This window comes from Paraburkholderia sp. A1BS-2L (assembly GCF_051125205.1).
Classification (GTDB): domain Bacteria; phylum Pseudomonadota; class Gammaproteobacteria; order Burkholderiales; family Burkholderiaceae; genus Paraburkholderia.
Genome location: NZ_CP120430.1, coordinates 747,714 through 768,529, shown reverse-complemented (window position 1 = coordinate 768,529; position 20,816 = coordinate 747,714). Strand labels below are relative to the sequence as shown.

21 protein-coding genes and 2 pseudogenes are annotated in these 20,816 nt (G+C 59.6%); 14 read left to right on the top strand and 9 right to left on the bottom strand.

The annotated features are described in order from the left end of the window. Positions 1-17 precede the first annotated feature (17 nt). The 6 genes from P5W98_RS28055 to P5W98_RS28030 all read left to right on the top strand — a co-directional run bounded on the left by P5W98_RS28055 (position 18) and on the right by P5W98_RS28030 (position 5,965). Positions 18-1,139: a porin gene (locus P5W98_RS28055; protein ID WP_421027965.1), complete on the top strand. Its 1,122-nt coding sequence runs from the start codon at positions 18-20 to the stop codon at positions 1,137-1,139. A gap of 68 nt (positions 1,140-1,207) precedes the next feature. Continuing rightward, positions 1,208-2,353 carry a Re/Si-specific NAD(P)(+) transhydrogenase subunit alpha gene (locus tag P5W98_RS28050; protein ID WP_421027964.1) on the top strand — a complete coding sequence of 382 codons (1,146 nt, stop codon included), beginning with the start codon at positions 1,208-1,210 and terminating at the stop codon, positions 2,351-2,353. Between the two features lie 11 nt (positions 2,354-2,364). Beyond that, a complete protein-coding gene (locus tag P5W98_RS28045) occupies positions 2,365-2,697 on the top strand; it encodes an NAD(P) transhydrogenase subunit alpha (RefSeq protein WP_421027963.1) in 333 nt (110 codons plus the stop codon). Then, complete coding sequence (locus P5W98_RS28040) at positions 2,697-4,160, top strand: NAD(P)(+) transhydrogenase (Re/Si-specific) subunit beta (protein WP_421028056.1); 1,464 nt, start codon at positions 2,697-2,699, stop codon at positions 4,158-4,160. The genes P5W98_RS28045 and P5W98_RS28040 overlap by 1 nt, the downstream gene beginning before the upstream one ends. Positions 4,161-4,531: 371 nt before the next feature. After that, on the top strand, positions 4,532-5,296 hold the full coding sequence (locus P5W98_RS28035) for an SDR family oxidoreductase (RefSeq protein WP_421028055.1): 765 nt from the start codon (positions 4,532-4,534) through the stop codon (positions 5,294-5,296). Positions 5,297-5,734: 438 nt separating this feature from the next. After that, the gene (locus P5W98_RS28030) at positions 5,735-5,965 is read left to right on the top strand and encodes a hypothetical protein (RefSeq protein WP_421027961.1); all 231 of its coding nucleotides are present in this window, start codon (positions 5,735-5,737) and stop codon (positions 5,963-5,965) included. A 97-nt stretch (positions 5,966-6,062) separates the two neighbouring features. On the opposite strand, the gene P5W98_RS28025 is transcribed toward P5W98_RS28030, so the two are convergent. From P5W98_RS28025 to P5W98_RS27985, 9 genes and pseudogenes are all read right to left on the bottom strand, one after another. After that, the gene (locus P5W98_RS28025; protein ID WP_421027960.1) at positions 6,063-6,332 is read right to left on the bottom strand and encodes a hypothetical protein; all 270 of its coding nucleotides are present in this window, start codon (positions 6,330-6,332) and stop codon (positions 6,063-6,065) included. 26 nt (positions 6,333-6,358) lie between these two features. Beyond that, on the bottom strand, positions 6,359-6,589 hold the full coding sequence (locus P5W98_RS28020; protein WP_421027959.1) for a hypothetical protein: 231 nt from the start codon (positions 6,587-6,589) through the stop codon (positions 6,359-6,361). A 407-nt stretch (positions 6,590-6,996) separates the two neighbouring features. Then, positions 6,997-7,452 (bottom strand): hypothetical protein, encoded by a 456-nt coding sequence (locus P5W98_RS28015; RefSeq protein ID WP_421027958.1) that lies wholly within the window; start codon positions 7,450-7,452, stop codon positions 6,997-6,999. Positions 7,453-7,650: 198 nt separating this feature from the next. Further along, positions 7,651-7,924 (bottom strand): annotated as a pseudogene (locus tag P5W98_RS28010) (IS21 family transposase); the annotation flags it as partial. 120 nt (positions 7,925-8,044) lie between these two features. Then, positions 8,045-8,425: a helix-turn-helix domain-containing protein gene (locus tag P5W98_RS28005; RefSeq protein WP_434718542.1), complete on the bottom strand. Its 381-nt coding sequence runs from the start codon at positions 8,423-8,425 to the stop codon at positions 8,045-8,047. A 33-nt stretch (positions 8,426-8,458) separates the two neighbouring features. Beyond that, positions 8,459-8,881 (bottom strand): annotated as a pseudogene (locus tag P5W98_RS28000) (AraC family transcriptional regulator); the annotation flags it as partial. Positions 8,882-8,938: 57 nt separating this feature from the next. Then, on the bottom strand, positions 8,939-9,898 hold the full coding sequence (locus P5W98_RS27995) for an IS5 family transposase (protein ID WP_421026637.1): 960 nt from the start codon (positions 9,896-9,898) through the stop codon (positions 8,939-8,941). After that, positions 9,786-10,199 carry a hypothetical protein gene (locus tag P5W98_RS27990; protein WP_434718543.1) on the bottom strand — a complete coding sequence of 138 codons (414 nt, stop codon included), beginning with the start codon at positions 10,197-10,199 and terminating at the stop codon, positions 9,786-9,788. Before P5W98_RS27990 ends, P5W98_RS27995 begins: the two co-directional genes overlap by 113 nt. 289 nt (positions 10,200-10,488) lie before the next feature. Continuing rightward, positions 10,489-11,754: an IS256 family transposase gene (locus P5W98_RS27985; RefSeq protein WP_421023143.1), complete on the bottom strand. Its 1,266-nt coding sequence runs from the start codon at positions 11,752-11,754 to the stop codon at positions 10,489-10,491. 126 nt (positions 11,755-11,880) lie between these two features. Between P5W98_RS27985 and P5W98_RS27980 the strand changes: the two genes are divergently transcribed. The 8 genes from P5W98_RS27980 to P5W98_RS27945 all read left to right on the top strand — a co-directional run bounded on the left by P5W98_RS27980 (position 11,881) and on the right by P5W98_RS27945 (position 20,763). Then, positions 11,881-12,777 (top strand): 3-keto-5-aminohexanoate cleavage protein, encoded by an 897-nt coding sequence (locus P5W98_RS27980; protein ID WP_421027956.1) that lies wholly within the window; start codon positions 11,881-11,883, stop codon positions 12,775-12,777. A gap of 269 nt (positions 12,778-13,046) precedes the next feature. Beyond that, entirely contained in the window at positions 13,047-14,018 is a 972-nt protein-coding gene (locus P5W98_RS27975) for a quinone oxidoreductase family protein (RefSeq protein WP_421027955.1), read from the top strand. Positions 14,019-14,136: 118 nt separating this feature from the next. Beyond that, positions 14,137-14,985: a TauD/TfdA dioxygenase family protein gene (locus tag P5W98_RS27970; protein WP_421027954.1), complete on the top strand. Its 849-nt coding sequence runs from the start codon at positions 14,137-14,139 to the stop codon at positions 14,983-14,985. A gap of 233 nt (positions 14,986-15,218) precedes the next feature. After that, on the top strand, positions 15,219-16,277 hold the full coding sequence (locus tag P5W98_RS27965) for a 3-keto-5-aminohexanoate cleavage protein (RefSeq protein WP_421028054.1): 1,059 nt from the start codon (positions 15,219-15,221) through the stop codon (positions 16,275-16,277). A 238-nt stretch (positions 16,278-16,515) separates the two neighbouring features. Continuing rightward, a complete protein-coding gene (locus P5W98_RS27960; protein ID WP_421027953.1) occupies positions 16,516-16,944 on the top strand; it encodes a nuclear transport factor 2 family protein in 429 nt (142 codons plus the stop codon). Positions 16,945-17,125: 181 nt separating this feature from the next. Beyond that, positions 17,126-18,445 carry an MFS transporter gene (locus tag P5W98_RS27955; protein WP_421027952.1) on the top strand — a complete coding sequence of 440 codons (1,320 nt, stop codon included), beginning with the start codon at positions 17,126-17,128 and terminating at the stop codon, positions 18,443-18,445. 253 nt (positions 18,446-18,698) lie between these two features. Further along, entirely contained in the window at positions 18,699-19,889 is a 1,191-nt protein-coding gene (locus tag P5W98_RS27950) for a porin (RefSeq protein ID WP_421027951.1), read from the top strand. A gap of 127 nt (positions 19,890-20,016) precedes the next feature. Next, the gene (locus tag P5W98_RS27945; RefSeq protein ID WP_421027950.1) at positions 20,017-20,763 is read left to right on the top strand and encodes an SDR family NAD(P)-dependent oxidoreductase; all 747 of its coding nucleotides are present in this window, start codon (positions 20,017-20,019) and stop codon (positions 20,761-20,763) included. Positions 20,764-20,816: the final 53 nt, after the last annotated feature.

Here is a 20,816-nt window from a genome sequence, read left to right as displayed (position 1 = left end):
GCGCTGGAGGAGATCTGATGAAGAAGAAGGGGCTTGCGGCGTTCGCCGTCACTGCGATGGCATCCGCGCCGGCATTTGCGCAGAGCTCGGTCACGCTCTACGGGATCGTCGATACGGGTGTCGAGTTCATCACGCATGCCACGCCGACGGGAGGTTCGGTTGTGCGAATGCCGGTGATCGGGGGAGGCGACGTGCCGTCGCGCTGGGGCATCAAAGGCGCGGAAGACCTGGGCGGGGGCCTCAAAACGGTCTTCACGCTCGAAAGCGGATTTTCCGCGTCGAACGGGGCATTACAGCAAGGTGGCCGGCTGTTTGGCCGGCAGTCCTATGTCGGCGTGAGCGGCCCGTGGGGGCAGCTTACGTTCGGCCGCCAGTACAGCATGACGAACTGGGGCATGGCGGAGTCGAACATCATGGGCGCGGGAGGATTTGGCGGGCTCGCATCGTTCGATCCTTATCTGCTTGCCGCGCGTTTCGACAACGACGTGGTGTACATGGGCACGTTTTCTGGCCTGACGGTCGGCGCCAGCTATTCGTTCGGCCGCGATTCCAGCGCGGCGGGAAATTGCGCAGGGCAGACGGCCAATGACTTCCTCGCCTGTCGCGCCATTTCCGCCATGCTCAAGTACGACGGCAACGCATGGGGCGCCGCGGCGACCTACGACGAGCAACGCGGCGGTGCGGGCGCGACGCCGGTCACGATCGTTCCGGGTGTGCCGGGTATCGCCTTCACGAAGTCCGGCGACACCGACCGGCGCTACCAGCTGGATGGGTATTTCAACATCAGGTCCGTGCGGGTGGGCGCCGGATGGCTGCATCGTATGGTCGAGGGCGATGCCCGCTCGGCGCGGGTCGATATCGAATACCTCGGTGCGTCGGTGCCGTATAGCGCATGGGTCTTCGATGGTCAGATCGCGCATGTCCACAGCAGCGCCTACGACGCGACCGGCACGATGGGTACCTTGCGGGCGAACTACAACCTCAGCAAGCGCACGGCCGTCTATGGCGTGTTCGCCTACATGAAAAACAGCGGCAAGCAGGGCATCTACTCAGTTTCGGCTTCCAGCGCGGTCCCTGCAGCGCCGCATCCCGGGTCAAATCAGCTCGGCGTGGAGATCGGCCTCCGGCATCTATTCTGATCAGGAATGTGTCTGTACCGACGGCCTGAAAACAGTATCGCGCAGACATGCGCAATGTGAGGTTGAAAATGGAAATTGGAGTACCCGCAGAGTCGAACGAACGCAGATCGCTCGTTGCGGCGACGCCCGAGACGGTCAAGTCGCTGGTTGCCCGGGGGCATGGGGTGATTGTCCAGGCAGGCGCCGGCGAGTGCGCACACTACACGGACGATGCGTACCGAAACGCCGGCGCGCAGATTGGCGATGCTGCAGCCGCGTTCGGCGCGCAGATCGTGTTGAAGGTCGGGTCGCCCACAGTCGATGAGTTGCCGCTGATGAAGCGCGGCGCGGTGCTCGCGGGCATGCTCGATCCATTCGACACGGAGAATGCCCAACGTCTTGCCAATGCGGGCGTGACGGCTTTTGCACTTGAAGCAGCGCCCCGCACGACGCGTGCGCAAAGCCTCGATGTCCTGTCCTCACAGGCCAACATCGCAGGCTACAAGGCTGTGCTGCTTGCCGCGCATCATTATCCGCGCTTCATGCCGATGCTGATGACAGCGGCGGGCACTGTGAAGGCCGCACGCGTGCTGATCCTGGGCGCGGGTGTCGCGGGCCTGCAGGCGATCGCTACCGCGAAGCGCCTCGGGGCTGTGATCGAGGCGTCGGATGTTCGTCCGGCAGTGAAGGAGCAGATCGAGTCGCTGGGCGCGAAGTTCCTCGACGTGCCCTATGAAACCGACGAGGAGCGCGAAGCGGCGCAAGGCGTCGGCGGTTATGCGCGGCCAATGCCGCCTTCCTGGCTCGCGCGCCAGGCGGCGCTCGTCCACGAACGCGCGAAACAGGCGGACGTCATCATCACGACCGCGCTGATTCCGGGCCGTCCCGCGCCAACCTTGATCACGGTCGAAACCGTGCGGGCGATGAAGCCGGGTTCTGTCATTGTCGATCTGGCCTCCGGGCGCGGTTCCGTCATCGACGCTCGTCGGGGCGGCAACTGCCCGCTCACCGAGCCGGACAAGGTCGTCGTCACGGAGAACGGCGTGCAGATCGTCGGCTTTACGAACCTCGCGGCGATGGTGCCAACGGATGCGTCATCGCTTTACGCACGCAACCTGCTCGATTTCCTGAAGTTGATCGTTGCGAAGGACGGTTCGCTCAACATCGATCTCACCGACGACATCGTTGCGGCCACGCTGCTGGCGCGCGACGGCGAAGTTACACGCAAGACTTAAGGAGGCGGTTGATGGAAGTCCTCAACCATACGGTGATCAACCTGATCATTTTCGTGCTGGCGATCTACGTCGGCTATCACGTCGTCTGGAACGTCACCCCGGCGCTGCATACGCCGCTGATGGCCGTGACTAACGCGATTTCGGCGATCGTCATCGTCGGTGCGATGCTCGCGGCCGGACTCACGGTGGGCGACTCGGGCAAGTTTTTCGGCGCGATTGCGGTAGCGCTTGCAGCCGTGAACGTGTTCGGCGGGTTCCTGGTCACACGGCGAATGCTCGAAATGTTCAAGAAGAAGGAGCCCAGGAAGGTCGCTGGTTCCGGCAATGCAAAGGGGGGCGCATGATGAGCCTGAATTTCGCGAGCGTGAACGTCGTCACGCTTCTTTATCTGATTGCGTCGGTCTGCTTCATTCAGGCACTCAAGGGTCTGTCGAATCCACGGACCGCGCGCACCGGTAACGCGTTCGGCATGACCGGCATGGCCGTAGCGATTCTCACGACCATTGTGCTGATCGCGAAGCAGGCGGCGGCGCTCGGCTCGAATCTCACGCTCGGGCTCGCGCTCCTCTTTGCTGCGCTGGTCGTTGGTGGCGCGATTGGCTCGTTCGTTGCCGCGCGCGTCGAGATGACGAAAATGCCGGAACTGGTCGCTGCGATGCACTCGCTGATCGGTCTTGCTGCCGTGTGCATTGCGTATGCCGTCGTGTCGGAGCCGGCTGCTTTCGGGCTGGGCGCGGAGGAAGGGATTAAGGGCTTCCTGCCGTACGGCAACCGGATAGAGCTGTTCATCGGTACGTTCGTTGGCGCGATTACTTTCAGCGGCTCGGTGATCGCGTTCGGCAAGCTTTCGGGCAAGTACAAGTTCCGCCTGTTCCAGGGCGCGCCTGTCGTCTATGCGGGCCAGCATCTGATCAACCTGTTGCTCGCGCTGGGCATGATCGGCTTCGGCATTCTGTTCTTCCTCACGCAGTCGTGGCTGCCATTCATCATCATGACGGCGATCGCATTCGCGCTGGGCGTGCTCATCATCATCCCGATCGGCGGCGCCGACATGCCGGTGGTCGTGTCGATGCTGAACTCGTACTCGGGCTGGGCGGCGGCGGGCATCGGCTTCTCGCTGAACAACGCGATGTTGATCATCGCCGGTTCGCTGGTGGGTTCGTCGGGCGCGATTCTCTCTTACATCATGTGCAAAGCGATGAATCGCTCGTTCTTCAACGTTATTCTTGGCGGCTTCGGTGCCGAGCCCGGCGCGGCTTCGGCGGGCGGACCGGCCGAGCAGAAGCCGGTGAAGGCGGGCTCGGCGGAAGACGCTTCGTTCATGCTCGGCAATGCCGAAACCGTCGTTATCGTGCCGGGCTATGGTCTCGCCGTCGCACGTGCACAGCATGCATTGAAGGAGCTCACCGACAAGCTCGTCGAGAAGGGCATCGACGTGAAGTACGCGATTCATCCGGTTGCGGGCCGCATGCCGGGCCACATGAACGTGCTGCTGGCGGAAGCGGAAGTGCCGTATGAAATCGTCCATGAAATGGAGGACATCAACGGCGAGTTCGGCCAGGTCGATGTGGTGCTGGTGCTCGGCGCGAACGACGTGGTGAACCCGGCAGCGAAAAACGATCCGAAGTCGCCGATCGCCGGCATGCCGATCATCGAGGCGTACAAGGCACGTACGGTGATCGTCAACAAGCGGTCGATGGCAGCGGGCTATGCCGGTCTCGACAACGATCTCTTCTACATGGACAAGACCATGATGGTCTTTGGCGATGCGAAGAAGGTGATCGAGGAGATGGTCAAGGCGGCGTGACCGACCGGACCGGGAAAAACTCATGGCGGAACTTTATCTCGTGCGCCACGGCTTGGCGCCGTTTCCGGACTTTTCGTCAATTTGAGAACAAGGTGGAATGGCGACGAATGACGCCATGCAGGTAGATGTGGGAACGCTTCTCCCGTATCTCGAGTGGACGATCGAAGGGTTCAGCGGGCCGGTCAGCGCTGGCGTCAAGAGGCGTGCGATGGATGGCAATGCATCGCACGCCGACGCTTGCGAAGTCGGCGGAATAGTTGAGCATGGCAGTGAGCGTGCTGAAAGAGCAGGGCTAAGCGGCTGTAATGGAAGGCATATGTCAGGCATTTAGTGCCAGCAAACATGAATCCTCTACGGGAGTTGTCAGCAACATGAGCACCAAACTCTTCGATCTGAGCGGAAAAATCGCGCTCGTCACAGGAGCCAGCAGAGGCATTGGCGAGGAAATCGCCCGATTGCTCGCAGAGCAAGGCGCATACGTGATCGTATCGAGCCGAAAGCTGGAAGACTGCCAAGCCGTTGCGGAAAGCATTCGCTGCGACGGCGGCAAAGCCGAAGCGCTCGCGTGCCATGTCGGCCGCATGGAGGACATCGCCCGGGCGTTCGAGCATATCCGCAAGGCTCATGGCCGGCTGGATATCCTCGTCAACAACGCTGCGGCCAATCCGTATTTCGGCCACATTCTCGACACCGATCTGGCGGCGTACGACAAGACGGTCGAAGTGAATGTCCGCGGATACTTCTTCATGTCGGTCGAGGCGGGCCGCCTGATGCGCGAAAACGGCGGCGGGGCGATCGTCAACACCGCGTCGGTCAATGCGCTGCAACCGGGCGACATGCAGGGTATCTACTCGATCAGCAAGGCGGCCGTGGTGAACATGACCAAAGCGTTTGCCAAGGAGTGCGGACCTCTGGGCATTCGCGTGAATGCACTGCTGCCTGGCCTGACCCGGACGAAGTTCGCCGGCGCGCTCTTCGAGACCCCATCGATCTACGAAGAGTGGATGAAAAAGATTCCGCTTCGTCGCCACGCAGAGCCGCGGGAGCTTGCCGGCGCCGTGCTTTACCTCGTATCCGATGCCGCGAGCTACACCAACGGCGAATGCCTGGTCGTAGACGGCGGACTGACAATCTAGTGAAAGGAGCCGCCGCAAAATATCGTCGCGACCGGATCGGTGCACGGTGTTGACGCGGCTGGCGAGCGAAAGGAGCAACGATGCAATTCGATTACACACTGAAGGTTGGAGAACTGCAGGCGCGGCTGCTCGATTTGCCGTTCGCCAACGACTTTCGGGTTGTAATGAGCAGAGTTCGATAATTGCTAGCGCCGTGCAATGCCGTTGCCGATGCGCGGCTTCACTGGGATGCGTGCGAGCGGAGAGGCGAGCTTCGATGGGCAAGGCGTTGAGTAGCGCAGCCCGCGCCCATGAGTCGAAAGAGGGTGATCAAGACTGGCTGGACCTCGCCTCTGCAGCCAACGCGGCACTTCACGCATGAGCCTCGTCCGCCATCCGCGCAAATCGATACGCGCACAATGAACGCTACCGCCGTGACCGGGGCCACTGCAACCAGTCATGGTGATTCAGATTGCGCAGCAGATCGGCCCGGCGCCGTTCGCGACGGTAGTGGGCAGCGACACACATTGCAGCAATGACAAGCACGATCGTGCCCACAGCCATGCCCAGCCAGGATTGGTCCATGCCACGCTCCTCGGACAACGTCCGGAACGCCGCCTGCCACAGATGACGGCGTCCACATTGATTATGGCCTGTCGGGACGACGGGCCATGTATTGTTTATCGCTGACCAGTGACCCCGTGCCGTGGCTTGCAGGACGACGTCCGCGCCTTGTGTCAAGCGGGAAACGGCAATTCAGGCACGGCAGTCTCGACCACGTTCGACTTCAGGTCGAGGAGACAAGATCATCGACGATTTGGCGGCCCGCACTGAAGCCGCCCATGAGCGCATCGATCTCTGTTGCGAACGGATTGCAGCAGGTGCCGCTGAACCTCAAAGGCGAGAAGGCTGCCATCGCTTTACCTTCCCTGGAAATCGTGACGACAGGGACGTAACCAGGGGCGGCTCGTGTCTCCACGCTCGCCCCGATTCGAATCACGTCGACATCGACTGAAACCTCGACGGTGAATCCGTGGTATTCGTAACTTCGATACATTTTTTGCTCGTCACGTCATTGTTTCGTCACCTTCCCCTCGCATCAGCTGCCAGCCAGTTCTGTGGAGTCGCCACCGTTTTCAGCGCCGGGTCCAACGCATCGTTCAGCGTCGCTCGCGTGAACTGCGCCTTCAGTTCGGCGAGTCTACAGATGCTCTCCATCATCGTGCTGGACTGACCCAAAGCCTCATCCAGATTGGCAAGCTGAACATCTGCAACGTGTTCCTGGGTTGCATGATCAATGATCTCCTGAATCAACTGGATAGTAGTGAGCCAGCGCCATTTTTAAGCGCTTCTTCAGCTACTCTATCGTGTATTAGCACGTCTTGCCGGGTCTGGCACGACCTACGCGGCCGACCGCGCGCGGATCACCGTTTTCTCATGATCGCTTCGAGAAGGAATTCGCCGTGGTCTGTTATACACGGACGGTGCATACCGGTGGAGAGGCTCTCGAGTGATACGAGCTGTTACTCGAGCAGTGTGTCGAGTTCCTTCCGGTCCATGTCGATCTGTTCGGGCGACGACTTGACCAGCATGAGCGTCGCAAATTCGTGAGGGCTCAGCACTTATGTCTCCTGGGTATATCGAACAGGCGGCTTTGCCGCTCTATAGTTATCTCCTGAAACGACATCAGATCGTGCGCGCCTCCTTCGCGTTGTGCGTGATCAGTCACACGTGCGAGGCGGGCAATGGTTGCCGGCATTCCCCACTACTGTCAGTTTCAGGCCCGGACGCGATGAGTTCGGAGCGAAGTCGCAGCATTTTGTTGGGAAATCGCCGAAGACGTCACTGGCGGATCGCGAAGTCGAGATGACCGTCATAATGGAAGCCGTGACGGTCATCTCCAGAGGAGGCCTGCCGAGCGCAGCGGCGATCTCTTCAGTTCGTAGCGGATCAGCTTCAACAATGTCGACCGTCATCGAGTCCATACCATCATTGTGGTCCGTGCGGACGTTCCAGCGAACAACATTGGCGCCGCTCCGTGCCAGGCATCTCCAAACCGGAATGATCTTGAGCTTGCCCGTGGCAGCACGGATTGTGAGCCTTTGAACGCCCATTTTTGTATCCATGGTGTCACTCTTCCTGACCGGGAAAGGCTCGTTGATATCTTGCTTGAGCATAATCCAGGCACCACCGGAAAGTACACCGTGGTGACCTGTCCGTAACCTTGTCCTTATGGACAGACGTGGCAGACAGGGCCACCGGTCTGGCTGAACGGCAGGTTGCCGAGTTCGTCGAGAATCAAACGTGCGCCTGTGCGAAGTCGAAGCCCTTCAGGTCGCGGTGAGCCGGGAAGCGCGCAGCGGTCATCTGGTAAGTGTTGACGAGACCCGCAGGGTCTGCTCGACATAGCCGTCGAACGGCCGTGGATTGGGCATCAGCCGGGTGCGCTCGTCCTGCAGCACATCATCGACTGTCAGCTCTGGCCATTGCGGGTGCCGCATGTGCCAGGTTTCGCGACACTGGCCGGCAACCGATTCGTTCAGGATTTCCAACGTTTCCCAACGTCGCAGAGCCGCTTCGTGCCAGATGGCGTCGCCGGTCCTGTACGTTCTTCTCGACGATGCCTTTCTCCCAGCCAGCACCGTGATCACCTCTGTATGCCCTGCTCAAAGATTGAGCAGGGCATTCAAACACGTGGGTCAAAATTCGATGAAAACCTGTGGCTCAAGTGGGTCAGTTCTGCGTGAACATCAACACACCGGGCGCCACCTACCGGCTATTTGCTGGCTTACCGCTTCGCCAACGCGTCGGCGTCATTCCGAACTGCGCCTCGAACCAGCGTACGAATGAACCATAAGCGGAGTATCCAAGCGACTCGGCAATCCGTCCCAGCGTGTAGCTCTTGTTGTCCATATAGTGCATGACGAGATCGCGGCGAACGCCATTGACCATCTCCGAGAAGACGCTTCCGGCGCTTTCGAGCTGGCGCTGTAGCGTACGCACGTTCATGCCAAGGCCGTGTGCCACCTGTTCAATCGTTGCGCGCCCAACCGGTAGCAGCAGGTAGATTGCTTTGCGCACCTCGAGCACAATTGACGGCTCGCTGGCCCCCGGCAGGCCCTCGAGCAAGCGTTGCGCGTGGCGTGCCATGACCGGGTCAGCGATGGGGTTGGGAAAGTCCATATCGGCAGCACGGCAAATCATGCCATTGAAGGAGCTGGCGAACTCTAGTTTTCCAACGAATACGCGGCGGTGCAGCCGCAGATCCGGGGGAGCATCATGGGTGAAATGGACGCTCAGCGGGTGCCAGGCGGCACCCATCAGCGTGCTGCACATTCGCGATAATGAGCCGAGTACCAGCTCGGTATGTTGTATAGATGTCCCGGTCTCGTCCGCGACGAACTCCTCTCGTACGATAACTTTCTTGCCGACATCTTCCATACGTATGACCAGGAACTCGTTGAGCAGGTGCCGAAACCGAATCAAGGTTCCAACGGCTTCGCGCAGGGTTCTCTGATGCGTAAGCAACACGCTGACGACACCGAGGTCGGACAGTTGCCACAGGTCGGCCATACGCAGCCCAAATGTCGGGCATTGGGTCATTTGCGCGGCGTTGTTGCGTAAATCAGGCGTAGAGACGACATGATCTGTGTGCTCTCAATCTCAGGCGATACGGACGGACTGCGGGCGAGCGAGGGCTACCATGCGATTGAGTACACCCGCACGGATTGATACCTCGGTGGCTTGCGAGCCCGTCGCGCGCGCCCACAGACAGGAGCCCGTGAGTACCTTGAGCCGGTACATCAAGGTCTCGGCGAGCGATCGCCGGTGGTAGCCGCTCGCCTGCTTCCATTCGCGCCTGCTGCTTCCTTCGATAGCGGCAATAGCTGCATTGCGCCAGGTGGCGCCGGGCGTGCGGTCTGGCCACGGCTTCGCTCCCTCGCGCGGCGGAATCGACGGGCTGGCGCCACGCGCGGCGATCTGCGCGTGACAAGGCTTGGTGTCGTAAGCGCCATCGCCTGCGATGGTATCGATCATTACATCAGCCGGAATCTGGTCGAGCAGATCGGGCAACACTTCGCCATCGCCTTCGTCCTGATGGGTCATCAGCGCGGCGCAGATCTGGCCTGTGTTCGCATCCATCGCGAGGTGCACCTTGCGCCAGGTGCGACGCTTGGACCAGCCATGCTTGCGCACCTTCCACTCGCCTTCGCCGTAAACCTTCAGCCCGGTGCTGTCGATCACGAGGTGCATGGGCTCATGGGGACGTTGCGCCGGCAGCGCGACCTTGAGGGTCTGGGCGCGACGGCTCAAGGTCGTGTAGTTGGGTACCGGCAAGCTCGGAAAGGCGAGCTTGCGCAAGCTCTGGGCGAAGCCTTGCAGTGCGCGCAGCGGCAGATGAAAGACTTGCTTGAGACTGAGCAGCATCTGGATCGCTGCATCGCTGTAGACACGCGGTCGGCCGTGCCTGGTCGGGCCAGCCTCGGGTACCTGCGTCAGTACGCCTTCATCAATCCACATGGTTACATCGCCTCTTGCGATCAAGCCCGCGTTGTAATCCCGCCAGTTCCTGACGCGGTACACCCCTTTGGGTTCGCTGGCCTTGCGTTCGTCCTTGCGCATCTTCTCGGGGAAAAAATCGAGAATCTACGCAGCTCGATGCGAAGTTAACATCCTGGTCAACCCGAGCGTTGCACGTAAACGTCAGTCCACCTGGAAGCGCCCCAATTTCTGCAACAACGCCCATTTGCGCTGACACCTTCAACAAGGTAACGGCGGCACTCGCAGGGATCCGGCATTCCGGGTCCGCAAACATCTCACTGTTCAACCCCAGTTTCCGTAGCAGCGGCTGAGGCTTGAAGCCTAATTGCTGCGCTACCTTGAGATAGTTGGTCAGCACCCCTGTTCGAATCAATGTGTCCATCGCTTCTCGTCCATGTAGCGTGTGGTCCCGCCGCCTTCTGCGTAGAAACCCGGACCCCCAATGATTCTGTCATGAAATGAGATATCTATGTCATCAAATGAGAGAAAAACGAAGACCCGCGATTCCTAGAATATTGCTCATCTGACATGCCGCGTTGATTCTCCGACCCACTCTTCAGAAGCACGAACGGAACACAGATGCCATGGCCGCACCTCAAAACAAGGTAATCGTCACCTGCGCCGGAGCTAACGTCAATAGTGGTGTATGAGCTTTTTGATGGCGGTCGATTTCAAGCGGCGAGTTTCTGCTGAACCGGCCGATCGTCTTGCACCGGTTCGCCGTCCTTGAAGGCAACGCCCTCGAGCAACAGCTTGATCTTCTCCGGGCCGTTGATACGGCGCCAGGTTTTCTCAGCTTCCTCGATCAGCTTGAATGCCAGTCCGAGGAAGGTTGGTCGCGACACGCAGTTACGCGTGCGCGTCGTACGGTGGCGCACCGTCGCGAACGTCGATTCAATCGCGTTGGTCGTGCGCAGATGCTGCCAGTGCTCGGCAGGGAATTCGTAAAACGCGAGCAAGCTCTCCCGGTCCTTCTTCAACGTCTCGCTCGCCTTCGGATATTTGGCTGCATAGATCGACACGAAACGATCGAACGCGGCGTGCGCATCGGCGCGGGTCGCGGCCATCCAGATCGATTGCATGTCGGCCTTCGCGCGTGCCTGTTGCGACTTGGGCAGCGCGTTCAGTACGTTGCCCATCTTGTGAAACCAACAGCGCTGGCCACGCGTCGCCGGAAACACCTCTTCCAGCGCCGCCCAGAAGCCCATTGCGCCGTCGCCGACAGCCAGCCGTGGACCTGCCGTCAGACCGCGCTTTTTCAGGTCGAGCAGAAGCTCCAGCCACGACGCTTTCGTCTCGCGATACCCATCGCCGATCGCCACACGCTCTTTGCTCCCGTCCGGTTTCACACCAATGATGACCAGCAAGCATTGCCCGTCGGAGTTCTCACTGCGCAGCCCCGTGTGAATGCCGTCGACCCACCAATAGACGTAGTGCGACCCGGACATGTCACGCCGGCTCCAGGCCACATGCTCGTCGGCCCATTGCGCCTTCAGCCGGCTCACCACGTTGGCCGACAAGCCCTTGGCGTCATCGCCCAGCAGCACGCGCAACGCTTCGCCCATATCGCCCGTCGAGATGCCCTTCAGATACAGCCAGGGCAGCGCTGCGCTCACGCGAGGCGACTTCCTCACATACGGCGGCACGATCGTCGAATTGAACTTCACGCCCGACCCCGATCGATCGCGCACCTTCGGCACCTTTACCGCAATCGGCCCGGCGGCCGTCAACACCTCGCGCTCTGGCAAGTAGCCGTTACGCACCACGGCGCGTTGCCCGTGCAAAGTCTTGACGTTCGCGAACCGCTCCATCAGCTCCGCCAACTCCGCTTCGATCGCTTGCTGAATCACCTGCCGCGCTCCCTGGCGAACCAATTCGTCCAGGCCAAGCCCGACTCCCGATAGACCGACGACTGCTTTTTCCGTATCCTTGCTCATGGTGGATGGTTTGATGTTTGCTGGATTCCGACTTCGACAATCAGATTCTCAGCTGAAACCTCCACCGCCTTCAACTTCCCGCCTCAACTCCCCCGTACACCACTTCCGACTTTAGCTCCCTGCGCCGTGACCGGCGCCATTCATACACCGACGATGTCCCCCTATCTGCCCATCACGGCAGAAGAGGTCTCGCGCGAGGCGGTTGCCGCTGCCGAGGCCGGCGCTTCGATTGTCCATTTGCACGCGCGTAAAGCCATGAACGGCCAGCCGTCCCAGGATCCACTCCTGTTCCGGGAATTTCTCCCGGAGATTGCCGCACGCTCCGACGTCGTAATCAACCTCACGACGGGTGGCGCCCCCAACATGCTCGTCGAGGAACGACTGCAACCGGCGCTGCAACTCAAGCCCGAAGTCGCCTCGCTGAACATGGGATCGATGAACTTCGGACTGTACCCGATGCTCGACCGCTACAAGGAGTTCAAGCACGATTGGGAGCGCCCGTACCTGGAAGGCTCGGAGGACCGCGTCTTTCGCAATACCTTCAAGGAAATCCGCTACATCCTCGAGTCCTGTGCCGACAACGGCATGCGCTTCGAGATTGAATGCTACGACACCAGCCACCTCTACACGGCGGCGCATTTCATCGACCGCGGCATTCTCAAGCCGCCATTCCTCATTCAGTCCGTTTTCGGCCTTCTCGGTGGCATCGGCACGCACCCCGATGACGTCACGCATATGCGCCGCACCGCTGAACGGCTGTTTGGCAAAGATTACTACTGGTCCGTGCTTGGTGCCGGCCGCAGCCAGATGCCCATCGCGTCTATGGCTGCCGCCATGGGCGGCAACGTTCGCGTGGGCCTGGAGGATTCGCTCTGGGACGGTCCCGGCCGGCTGTCGACGAGCAACGCGGACCAGGTCCGGCGCATCGTAGACATCCTGCATTCGCTGAATCTGGAGGTGGCCACGCCAGACGACACGCGCAACATGCTTCAACTGAAGGGCAAACATGCTGTCGCGTTCTGATCGCTCCCGGGCGCATCGCGTGGATGCTGCCGGAGGACGGCGGGGATTCCGCCATCCGGACAGATTTTTGGCAAGCAGGCGAAATGAAGCGCTTCGAAAGTGAAGCGATGTTCCCGCAGAACCAGGGGAGCCGCATGATGGCCATCAGCGTCCGATGGCACCGATTGGGTGCATGAGGACTTCCGGGCTGACGCCGAAGCGATTATTCGAAGCAACGCTTCCGAAGAAGCTCCGGATCCAGTTGAGCAAGCATTTACAAGAGACATGACATGGCAAAAGCAATCCGCTTCTACGAAACAGGCAGCGCAGACGTTCTCAAGCTCGAGTCGGTGGAGGTCGGCGATCCCGGCCCCGGCCAGGCTCGCGTCAGGCACACGTATATCGCAGTCAACTTCATCGACATCTATTTCCGCACCGGGCAATATCCGCTGGCGTTGCCGAATGGCGTTGGCTCGGATGCCGTTGGCGTTGTCGAGGCGGTCGGCCCCGGCGTGGCGGACATCCGTGTTGGTGATCGCGTGGGCTACCTGCTCGGACCGCAGGGGGCATACTCGGACGTCCGCGTCATGCCGGCGGACGTGCTGATCCCGCTGCCGGATGGCGTTTCTGACCGCACCGCCTCTTCGCTCATCATGAAGGGCATGACGGCGCAGTACCTGTTCCGCCAGGTCTACCCACTCAAGGGCGGCGAGACCATCCTCTATCATGCCGCGGCCGGCGGGGTGGGGCTGATCGCGTGCCAGTGGGCGCGCGCGCTGGGCGTGAACATGATCGGCGTCGTCAGCACCGATGAAAAGGCCGAACTCGCCACGGTCAATGGCTGCACCCACACCATCGTGACATCGCGAGAGAACATTCTTGAGCGCGTGATGGAGATCACCGACGGCAAGAAAGTCCCGGTCGTCTTCGACTCGGTCGGCAAAGCGACGCTTGATGCCTCGCTGTCCTGCCTGCAGGTGCGCGGCACCCTCGTCAGCAACGGCACCACCTCCGGACCGGTGGAAATCGACAGCCGTACCCTTGCGGCCAAGGGCTCGCTGTGGGTTACGCGTCCGGCCATGGTCCACTATGCCACGCCCCGCTCACACATGCTCGACATGGCCAGGGAGGTGTTCGACATGGTGCTGGCCGGCAAGATCAAGAGCGAGCCGAAACAGACCTTCGCGCTGGCCGATGCCGCACAAGCGCACCGCGCGCTGGAATCCAGGCAGACCAGCGGAGCCACCGTGCTGGTGCCTTAATGATCACACGCGCCCATTAAAAGCAGTTCGCCGCTGAAGCACGTTCCGGGCTGGAAGCGGGACAGCATGGCGATCGCGACCGAAGCCCTTCCACATCGAGCCCGAGGGTGGACTCTTCATGCACATTGAACAACTAACCTGCTCAATTGGCGCCGAGCTGACCGGCGTCAGCCTGGCCGACGCAATCCATGACGTTGCTTTGTTTGTCAGCATCCGCAAGGCACTGCTGCGACATAAGGTGCTGTTTCTGCGGGATCAGGACATCACGGCAGCGCAGCACGTAGCCTTTGCGCGTTGCTTCGGCAGTCTGGAGGATCATCCGGTCACGGGAAGCGACCCGGAGCACCCGGGATTGGTTCAGATCTACAAGACGCCAGCGAACCCACCGGATCGTTATGAGAACGCCTGGCACACCGATGCGACCTGGCGCGATGCTCCGCCGCTCGCCAGCGTCCTGCGCTGCCGTGAATGCCCCCCGGTCGGTGGCGACACCATGTGGGCCAACATGGTGCTCGCGTACGAGAATCTGCCGCATCACGTTAAAGAGCAGATCACGGACCTTCGTGCGCGCCACAGCATCGAGGCCAGCTTTGGCGCGGCCATGCCCATCGAGAAGCGCATGGCTTTGAAGGATCAGTTCCCGGACGCCGAACACCCGGTTGTGCGGACCCATCCGGAGACTGGCGAGAAGATCCTCTTCGTCAACGGCTTTACCACCCATTTCACCAATTTCCACACGCCAGGTCGCGTGCGGTTTGGTCAGGATTACAACCCCGGCGGGGCTGAGTTGCTGCGCTATCTGATCACTCAGGCCTACGTTCCCGAGCATCAGGTGCGCTGGCGCTGGACCAGGAACAGCGTGGCGATCTGGGATAACCGCTCAACGCAACACTACGCCGTCATGGATTATCCACCGTGTCATCGCAGGATGGACCGGGCCACGATCATTGGTGACAGGCCATTTTGAGCCATGAGCAGGAATGCTTTTACCTGTCTTCAATGAAGGTTATTTCGGTTCACAGAATTCAACGCCGCGTATCAGCTTAAAAAAGCGGCAGAAACATGTACGTGAACTCGAATGATTCGCCTGCACCAATGCGCAGTAGCAGCGCCGGCCTACGCGTCAGCGAAGCCTGCCTTATCGTCATCCCGAGATTCGGGCGTGCTGAAATTTTTTTAAATTCTTATCCTTTACTTGCCATGAACTTTCTAGACGGACACCTGTTCCCCGAAAACCAGCAACCGCTGATCATCACCGCTGCGCCATATGCGCCCTCGTGGGTTCCATCGGACTTCCCCGAGGACATCGCAGTGACAATGGAGGAGCAAATCCAGAAAGCGGTGGATTGCTACAACGCAGGCGCCACCGTACTGCACCTGCACGTACGCGAACTCGATGGCAAAGGCTCCAAGCGTCTGTCCAAGTTCAATGAGCTTATCGCTGGCGTCCGCGCCCGCGTACCGGAGATGATTATCCAGGTCGGCGGATCAATCAGCTTTGCTCCCGAGACAGAAGGTGCGGCTGCAAAGTGGCTCTCGGACGACACGCGCCACATGCTAGCCGAACTCGACCCCAAGCCTGACCAGGTGACGGTAACCGTGAATACGTCGCAGATGAACATTCTCGAGCAGTTTGACCATCGCGATGTCATGGGTACCTCCATGGAAGACCCTGCGGTTTTTGACGCCTACAAAGAGATGACCGTACCAGCGCAGCCGGGCTGGGTCGAGGAACACATCCGCCGCCTGACTGCGGCGGGAATCCAGAGCGAGTTCCAGTGCTACAACATCAACAGCTTCGAGTCGGTGGAGCGATTGATCCGCCGCGGAGTCTATAAGGGCCCGTTGGTACTGAACTGGGTGGCGATAGGCGGGGGGATGGATTCACCCAGTATCTACAGCCTGGCTAATTTCGCGCGCGCCGTGCCAGATGGGGCAGTGTTGACAGTGGAGAGCTCGGTGCTCAACGTGCTGCCGGTGAACACCATGGGTATTGCGATGGGGCTGCATGTTCGCTGCGGTACTGAGGATACCCTCTGGAACCAGATGCGCACGAAGAAGATTGGCACGGCGGCACAGGTCGAGCAGCTGGTGCGTATATCGCGCGAACTGAGTCGCCCGATCGCTACCGCCAGGCAAGCGCGCGAAATCTGCAGGATCGGCGTGTTCTATGACACGGTGGAGGAAACGCTGCAGGCCAACGGCTTCGCGCCCAATCGAAATGGGAGGCAACAAGGCTTCCTGCAGAAAGTCGCCTGATCGGGCTTCTGTTCTCGGGGGCTTGCCTCCCAAACGCACAGTTTCTGTGCCCGACTCGCTCCATCGTCAGCACCGGCCGCAAATGGCACTCACTTGAGGGTTTTTGGGGTCTGGCCTGTGCTGACACCGTCCGGTTTCGGCGCGGAAATGGCGCGTTTTCGCAAACCATCGTCCGTACCGGGCCAGCGTATCCCGGCTGAACGAGCGTTACTAGCGACACACTTCAGGTAACAGAACCATGAACAACCCAGAGCGTTTCTACCAGGTCTATGCCGCCGAGCAAACCGTGATGCGCATGTACCATGCCCTCGACCGCAACGATTATTCTCGCGCCGCCCGTTGCTTCACGCTCGATGGCAGTTGGGAGCGGGGCGATATTGCACTTCGCGGGCAACAACAGATCTTCGTTTCTCTGAACCAGCGGTCCGCGACGCTGCTTACCCGACACTATGTCACCAATTTTTTTGTCATGGAGCATAGCGGACCAGTGGCCAAGGCCTCATTCGGTCTGACCGTCTATCGCTCTGACAAGGGTGCACCGCCAACGCTCCCCGTGGGCGGAGCGGGACCAGCCATGTTGGCTGACGTGGAATGCGAACTGGCATGCAGTGACGATGGCAATTGGCTAATCAAGCGCCTCCAGGCCTGCATCACTTTCACGGCATAACGTGGAAGCGCTATTGCAACGAGAGGACATATCCATCAACGTGGCATGAGATTCATGAACAGGGCAGTGCACATAATACGCTTTTTGAAAATCTGACTGTTCTGATAAGTGCCGAAGTCGATGGGGAAACAAATTACTCGAAAATGCTTACAGGCTGGGCATAAAAATTAGCGGAGGAGACATGCAACAACATATCGAAAGCGATAGAGTCGGTGATCGCGATGGCTATATTTGCGGACGCGCGCAAGCATGGTTTGCGTTCGCCATGACATTCGTTTTGATGCTGTTCGATTACGTCGATCGTCAGGTCGTCGTCTCCCTGTTCCCACAACTGAAGGCGGTCTGGAATCTATCTGATAAACAACTCGGAGGCCTCGTTTCCATCATTTCCATTGTCGTTGCCCTCGCTGGTTTGCCTGTAGCCCTGATCGCTGATCGATTCAGCCGTGTCAAAAGCGTATTTGTAATGGGGGCTGTGTGGAGCCTTTCGACAATGGCTTGCATGTTTACCGCGAATTACGCACAGATGTTTATTGCCCGTGCCATGGTGGGTGCCGGTGAGGCAGGATATGGCTCGGTCGGAGCGGCATTGATTGCCACGCTATTCCCGAGGCGGATGCGTTCAGCTCTTCTGGGGGCACTCTTCGCTGCAAGTTCCCTCGGCGCTGTGCTCGGGGTGCTCCTCGGTGGGATCATTGCGGCGCGCTGGGGATGGCGGGCGGCATTTGGTGTGGTTGGTATTCCAGGCATTATCGTCTCATGCCTTTACCTCATGGTACGCGACTACAAGACAGTCTCAATCGCGCAAAGTGGGAAAGGTCAGACCGGTACATCGATGCTCGCGAGTATGCGCCGTATTGTGCGTGGGCTTACCAGTTCGCGTACGGTTTGGTGGACGTGCATTGGCACCTCTCTCCAGGTCGTTACCGTTTCCACGGTGTGGGCGTGGCTGCCAAGCTATCTCACGCGCTTCCACGGTATTGCTGGCAGCCAGGCGGCAAAGCAAGCAGCATTTGTCGTATTGCTTGGCGGTATCGGTACCTTCTTTTGGGGCTATGTCGCAGATCGTTTCGGAACTCGCCGCGCGCGCAACAAACTGCTGGTGACTGCCCCGTTGTGCATCCTTACCTTTGTTGTGCTTGTATCAGCTTTTTCTGGAAGAGTCGCGGGCTTCTTCCCTATCGCGACAGGCGGGTTTCTCATGGCGTGCACGGGTGGCGTCGGGGTCGGTGTGGTGCTCGATATCATGCATCCAGCCCTGCGCTCGACGGCCGGAGCCATGCTGTCGCTCTTCCAAAACCTGTTTGGACTTGCCTTGGGGCCGTTTGTCGCTGGGGTCCTCTCGGATCTGTGGGGGTTGGAGAAAGCGCTCGAAATTATGCCGTGCTTCAGTATTGCAGCCGCATTGTGCTATTTGCTGGCAGCAAGGAGCTACGAGTCTGATTTGAAAATTGTCGTAGCCGCAGAAAAAAAATCCCTGGTAGCGGACATCGCCATTTAGCGGCACCCACCGGCATCAGTGGCGGCAGGATTACTTCAGGGCGTATGGCGCGAAGGATCACTGCAGGAACGATGCATCGCAGGACTTGCAGTCAACTTGTTTGGCGGCCGGTTACAACGGCGATTCAAGGACGCGCGTTCACTTAAGATTCCAAAAGTTCTTCCTGCCGCAGACGGTAATCTGATTATAGAAAAATCCGCTTGTGGCAGCGGAGATTTGTTTGCATCACTACTGATTTAACCATATGATTAATATGGATTCCAAAATTGCGTGGAAAACAAAGATCCCTGCTGCGCTAATCGTCAGCGCCGGTGTCGCACACGCGCAGTCCTCGGTTACTTTGTACGGGGCGGTGGATTCATCCCTGCTCTGGCAAACCACTTCGGCAACCAGTTTCGCACCTCATCCGGCTGTCAATCCCAACAGGGGTTCGGTCGTCCGCTACAAGGACGGTGGTATGTTCTCCAGCATCCTCGGGATGGTCGGAAGGGAGGATGTCGGCGGTGGCTATGCGATCAACTTCAAGCTGCAAGGATCGTTCGACAGCGGGACGGGAAGGTTACAGCTCTCAGACACGCCAGGCGCTGCCGCAATTTTCAACCAGGTGGCAAGCGTCGGGGTGTCCGGCCCATTCGGCACATTAAACGCCGGTCGCCAGTTTGCCCCTATGGCGTATGCGTTCTCCGATACGGACGTGCGCGGCGCACAATTCTTCGGCAGCGTGTTGACCGCCTGGTTGTCGATGCTAACCTCCACCGGCTGGCCCGGCACGAGTACAAACGGGACGATAGGTTCGCTGTATGACAGCAATGCAATTGTCTACAATTCCCCGTCCTTCTATGGTGCATCGGTTTCGCTGGAGTACGCGTTCGGTGGCATCCCTGGTAATTTCTCGGCCGGGTCCCACGAGTCCGCAGTGCTCAGATACTCGAACTACGGCCTGAATCTCGCGGCGGTCTACTACAACGCACACGACACCAACCCGTTCCTGCCGACCTACCCGGCGACGCCTGCCGTTCCGGCAACCGGTCTGGACAACAACCGCTTTGTCTATTTCGGTGGAAAGTACGTTTGGCGTGGCTTCTCCGTTTCGGGCTCTTTCAGCAACGGCCGGCAACCCGCGTACGAGAACGGCAATCCTGCGTTTGGTGCAACGTCTGGGGATTTCGACATGTGGACGGGTGGCCTCGGCTACCAGTTTTCTCCCGCATTTGGTGTGACGTCGGGCGTGTATTACGTGCGCGACGAGAAGCACTCGAAAAACCAGTCGACCGCCTACATTCTGGGCGCCCTCTACATGCTTTCCAAATCGACGATGCTTCATGCGGACTTCGGCTACGTGTCCAATCGCGGCGCGATGAATCAGGAACTCGCGTACGGTGCGCCACCTGCGCCGGGACGCAACACGACAGGCGCGATGATCGGGCTTCGTCATACATTCTGACGACTACTTGAGCGACTTGTTGTAAGGGAACGTTGGTAAGCGGCCGTCGGTAGCTGGTGGCCACATTCTGTTCCGATGCCGCTGGAATGCTGCGGCAAGCGAATATTTACTCACTGCTGGAGGTTATGTGAATCCTTTGATTGTGCTTGTTACCGGGGCCACTGCCGGCATCGGCCGTGCGACAGCCATTGCCTTTGCCCGCGATGGGGCCCGGCTGGTCTGCTCCGGCCGTAACGCGGCCGCGGGCGCTGTGCTCGTTGCCGAACTTCGCGAGATGGGGGCAGAGGCCGATTTCGTGGCCGCCGATGTGAGCAAGGAGGCCGAGGTCGCCAATCTCATCGACTTTGTCGTCTCCCGTTTCGGTCGACTCGATGTGGCGGTGAACAGTGCAGGAACGGAGGGCACACCTGGGCCGATCGTCGGGCAGACAGTCGAATCCTATGCAGCCACATTCGATGCGAACGTTTTGGGAACATTCCTGAGCATGAAGCACGAACTGCGGGTGATGCTTGCGCAAAACTGCGGTGCCATTGTCAACCTTTCTTCCACGATGGGAAGTCGTGGCAATGCACTCAATCCAATGTACGTGGCCAGCAAGCACGCAGTCGAGGGGTTGACGAAGTCAGCGGCGCTCGAGGCGAGCAAGTCAAACGTCCGGGTGAATGCCGTGGCTCCGGGGCCGATCGATACAGGGATGCTTGAGCGCATTGCGGGTGGTACCGATAAGTTCGAAATGGTTGCGGCAACAATACCGGCTGGGCGTATCGGAACCCCCGAGGAGGTGGCCGATGCGATTGTGTTTCTTGGGTCGGATCGGTCGAGGTATATCGCCGGTCAAATCATTCACGTGAACGGCGGCAAGACAGCGATGTGAAGACTCGACGACGCAACGTTGGTTGGGCCGTTAAGGGACAACGCTGCGCGGAA

Coding starts and splice junctions, on each gene's coding strand:
- P5W98_RS28055 (WP_421027965.1), top strand. CDS start 18: ATGAAGAAGAAGGGGCTTGCGGCGTTCGCCGTCACTGCGATGGCATCC.
- P5W98_RS28050 (WP_421027964.1), top strand. CDS start 1,208: ATGGAAATTGGAGTACCCGCAGAGTCGAACGAACGCAGATCGCTCGTT.
- P5W98_RS28045 (WP_421027963.1), top strand. CDS start 2,365: ATGGAAGTCCTCAACCATACGGTGATCAACCTGATCATTTTCGTGCTG.
- P5W98_RS28040 (WP_421028056.1), top strand. CDS start 2,697: ATGAGCCTGAATTTCGCGAGCGTGAACGTCGTCACGCTTCTTTATCTG.
- P5W98_RS28035 (WP_421028055.1), top strand. CDS start 4,532: ATGAGCACCAAACTCTTCGATCTGAGCGGAAAAATCGCGCTCGTCACA.
- P5W98_RS28030 (WP_421027961.1), top strand. CDS start 5,735: ATGGTGATTCAGATTGCGCAGCAGATCGGCCCGGCGCCGTTCGCGACG.
- P5W98_RS28025 (WP_421027960.1), bottom strand. CDS start 6,332: ATGTATCGAAGTTACGAATACCACGGATTCACCGTCGAGGTTTCAGTC.
- P5W98_RS28015 (WP_421027958.1), bottom strand. CDS start 7,452: ATGCTCAAGCAAGATATCAACGAGCCTTTCCCGGTCAGGAAGAGTGAC.
- P5W98_RS28005 (WP_434718542.1), bottom strand. CDS start 8,425: ATGGCACGCCACGCGCAACGCTTGCTCGAGGGCCTGCCGGGGGCCAGC.
- P5W98_RS27995 (WP_421026637.1), bottom strand. CDS start 9,898: ATGCGCAAGGACGAACGCAAGGCCAGCGAACCCAAAGGGGTGTACCGC.
- P5W98_RS27990 (WP_434718543.1), bottom strand. CDS start 10,199: ATGGACACATTGATTCGAACAGGGGTGCTGACCAACTATCTCAAGGTA.
- P5W98_RS27985 (WP_421023143.1), bottom strand. CDS start 11,754: ATGAGCAAGGATACGGAAAAAGCAGTCGTCGGTCTATCGGGAGTCGGG.
- P5W98_RS27975 (WP_421027955.1), top strand. CDS start 13,047: ATGGCAAAAGCAATCCGCTTCTACGAAACAGGCAGCGCAGACGTTCTC.
- P5W98_RS27970 (WP_421027954.1), top strand. CDS start 14,137: ATGCACATTGAACAACTAACCTGCTCAATTGGCGCCGAGCTGACCGGC.
- P5W98_RS27965 (WP_421028054.1), top strand. CDS start 15,219: ATGAACTTTCTAGACGGACACCTGTTCCCCGAAAACCAGCAACCGCTG.
- P5W98_RS27960 (WP_421027953.1), top strand. CDS start 16,516: ATGAACAACCCAGAGCGTTTCTACCAGGTCTATGCCGCCGAGCAAACC.
- P5W98_RS27955 (WP_421027952.1), top strand. CDS start 17,126: ATGCAACAACATATCGAAAGCGATAGAGTCGGTGATCGCGATGGCTAT.
- P5W98_RS27950 (WP_421027951.1), top strand. CDS start 18,699: ATGGATTCCAAAATTGCGTGGAAAACAAAGATCCCTGCTGCGCTAATC.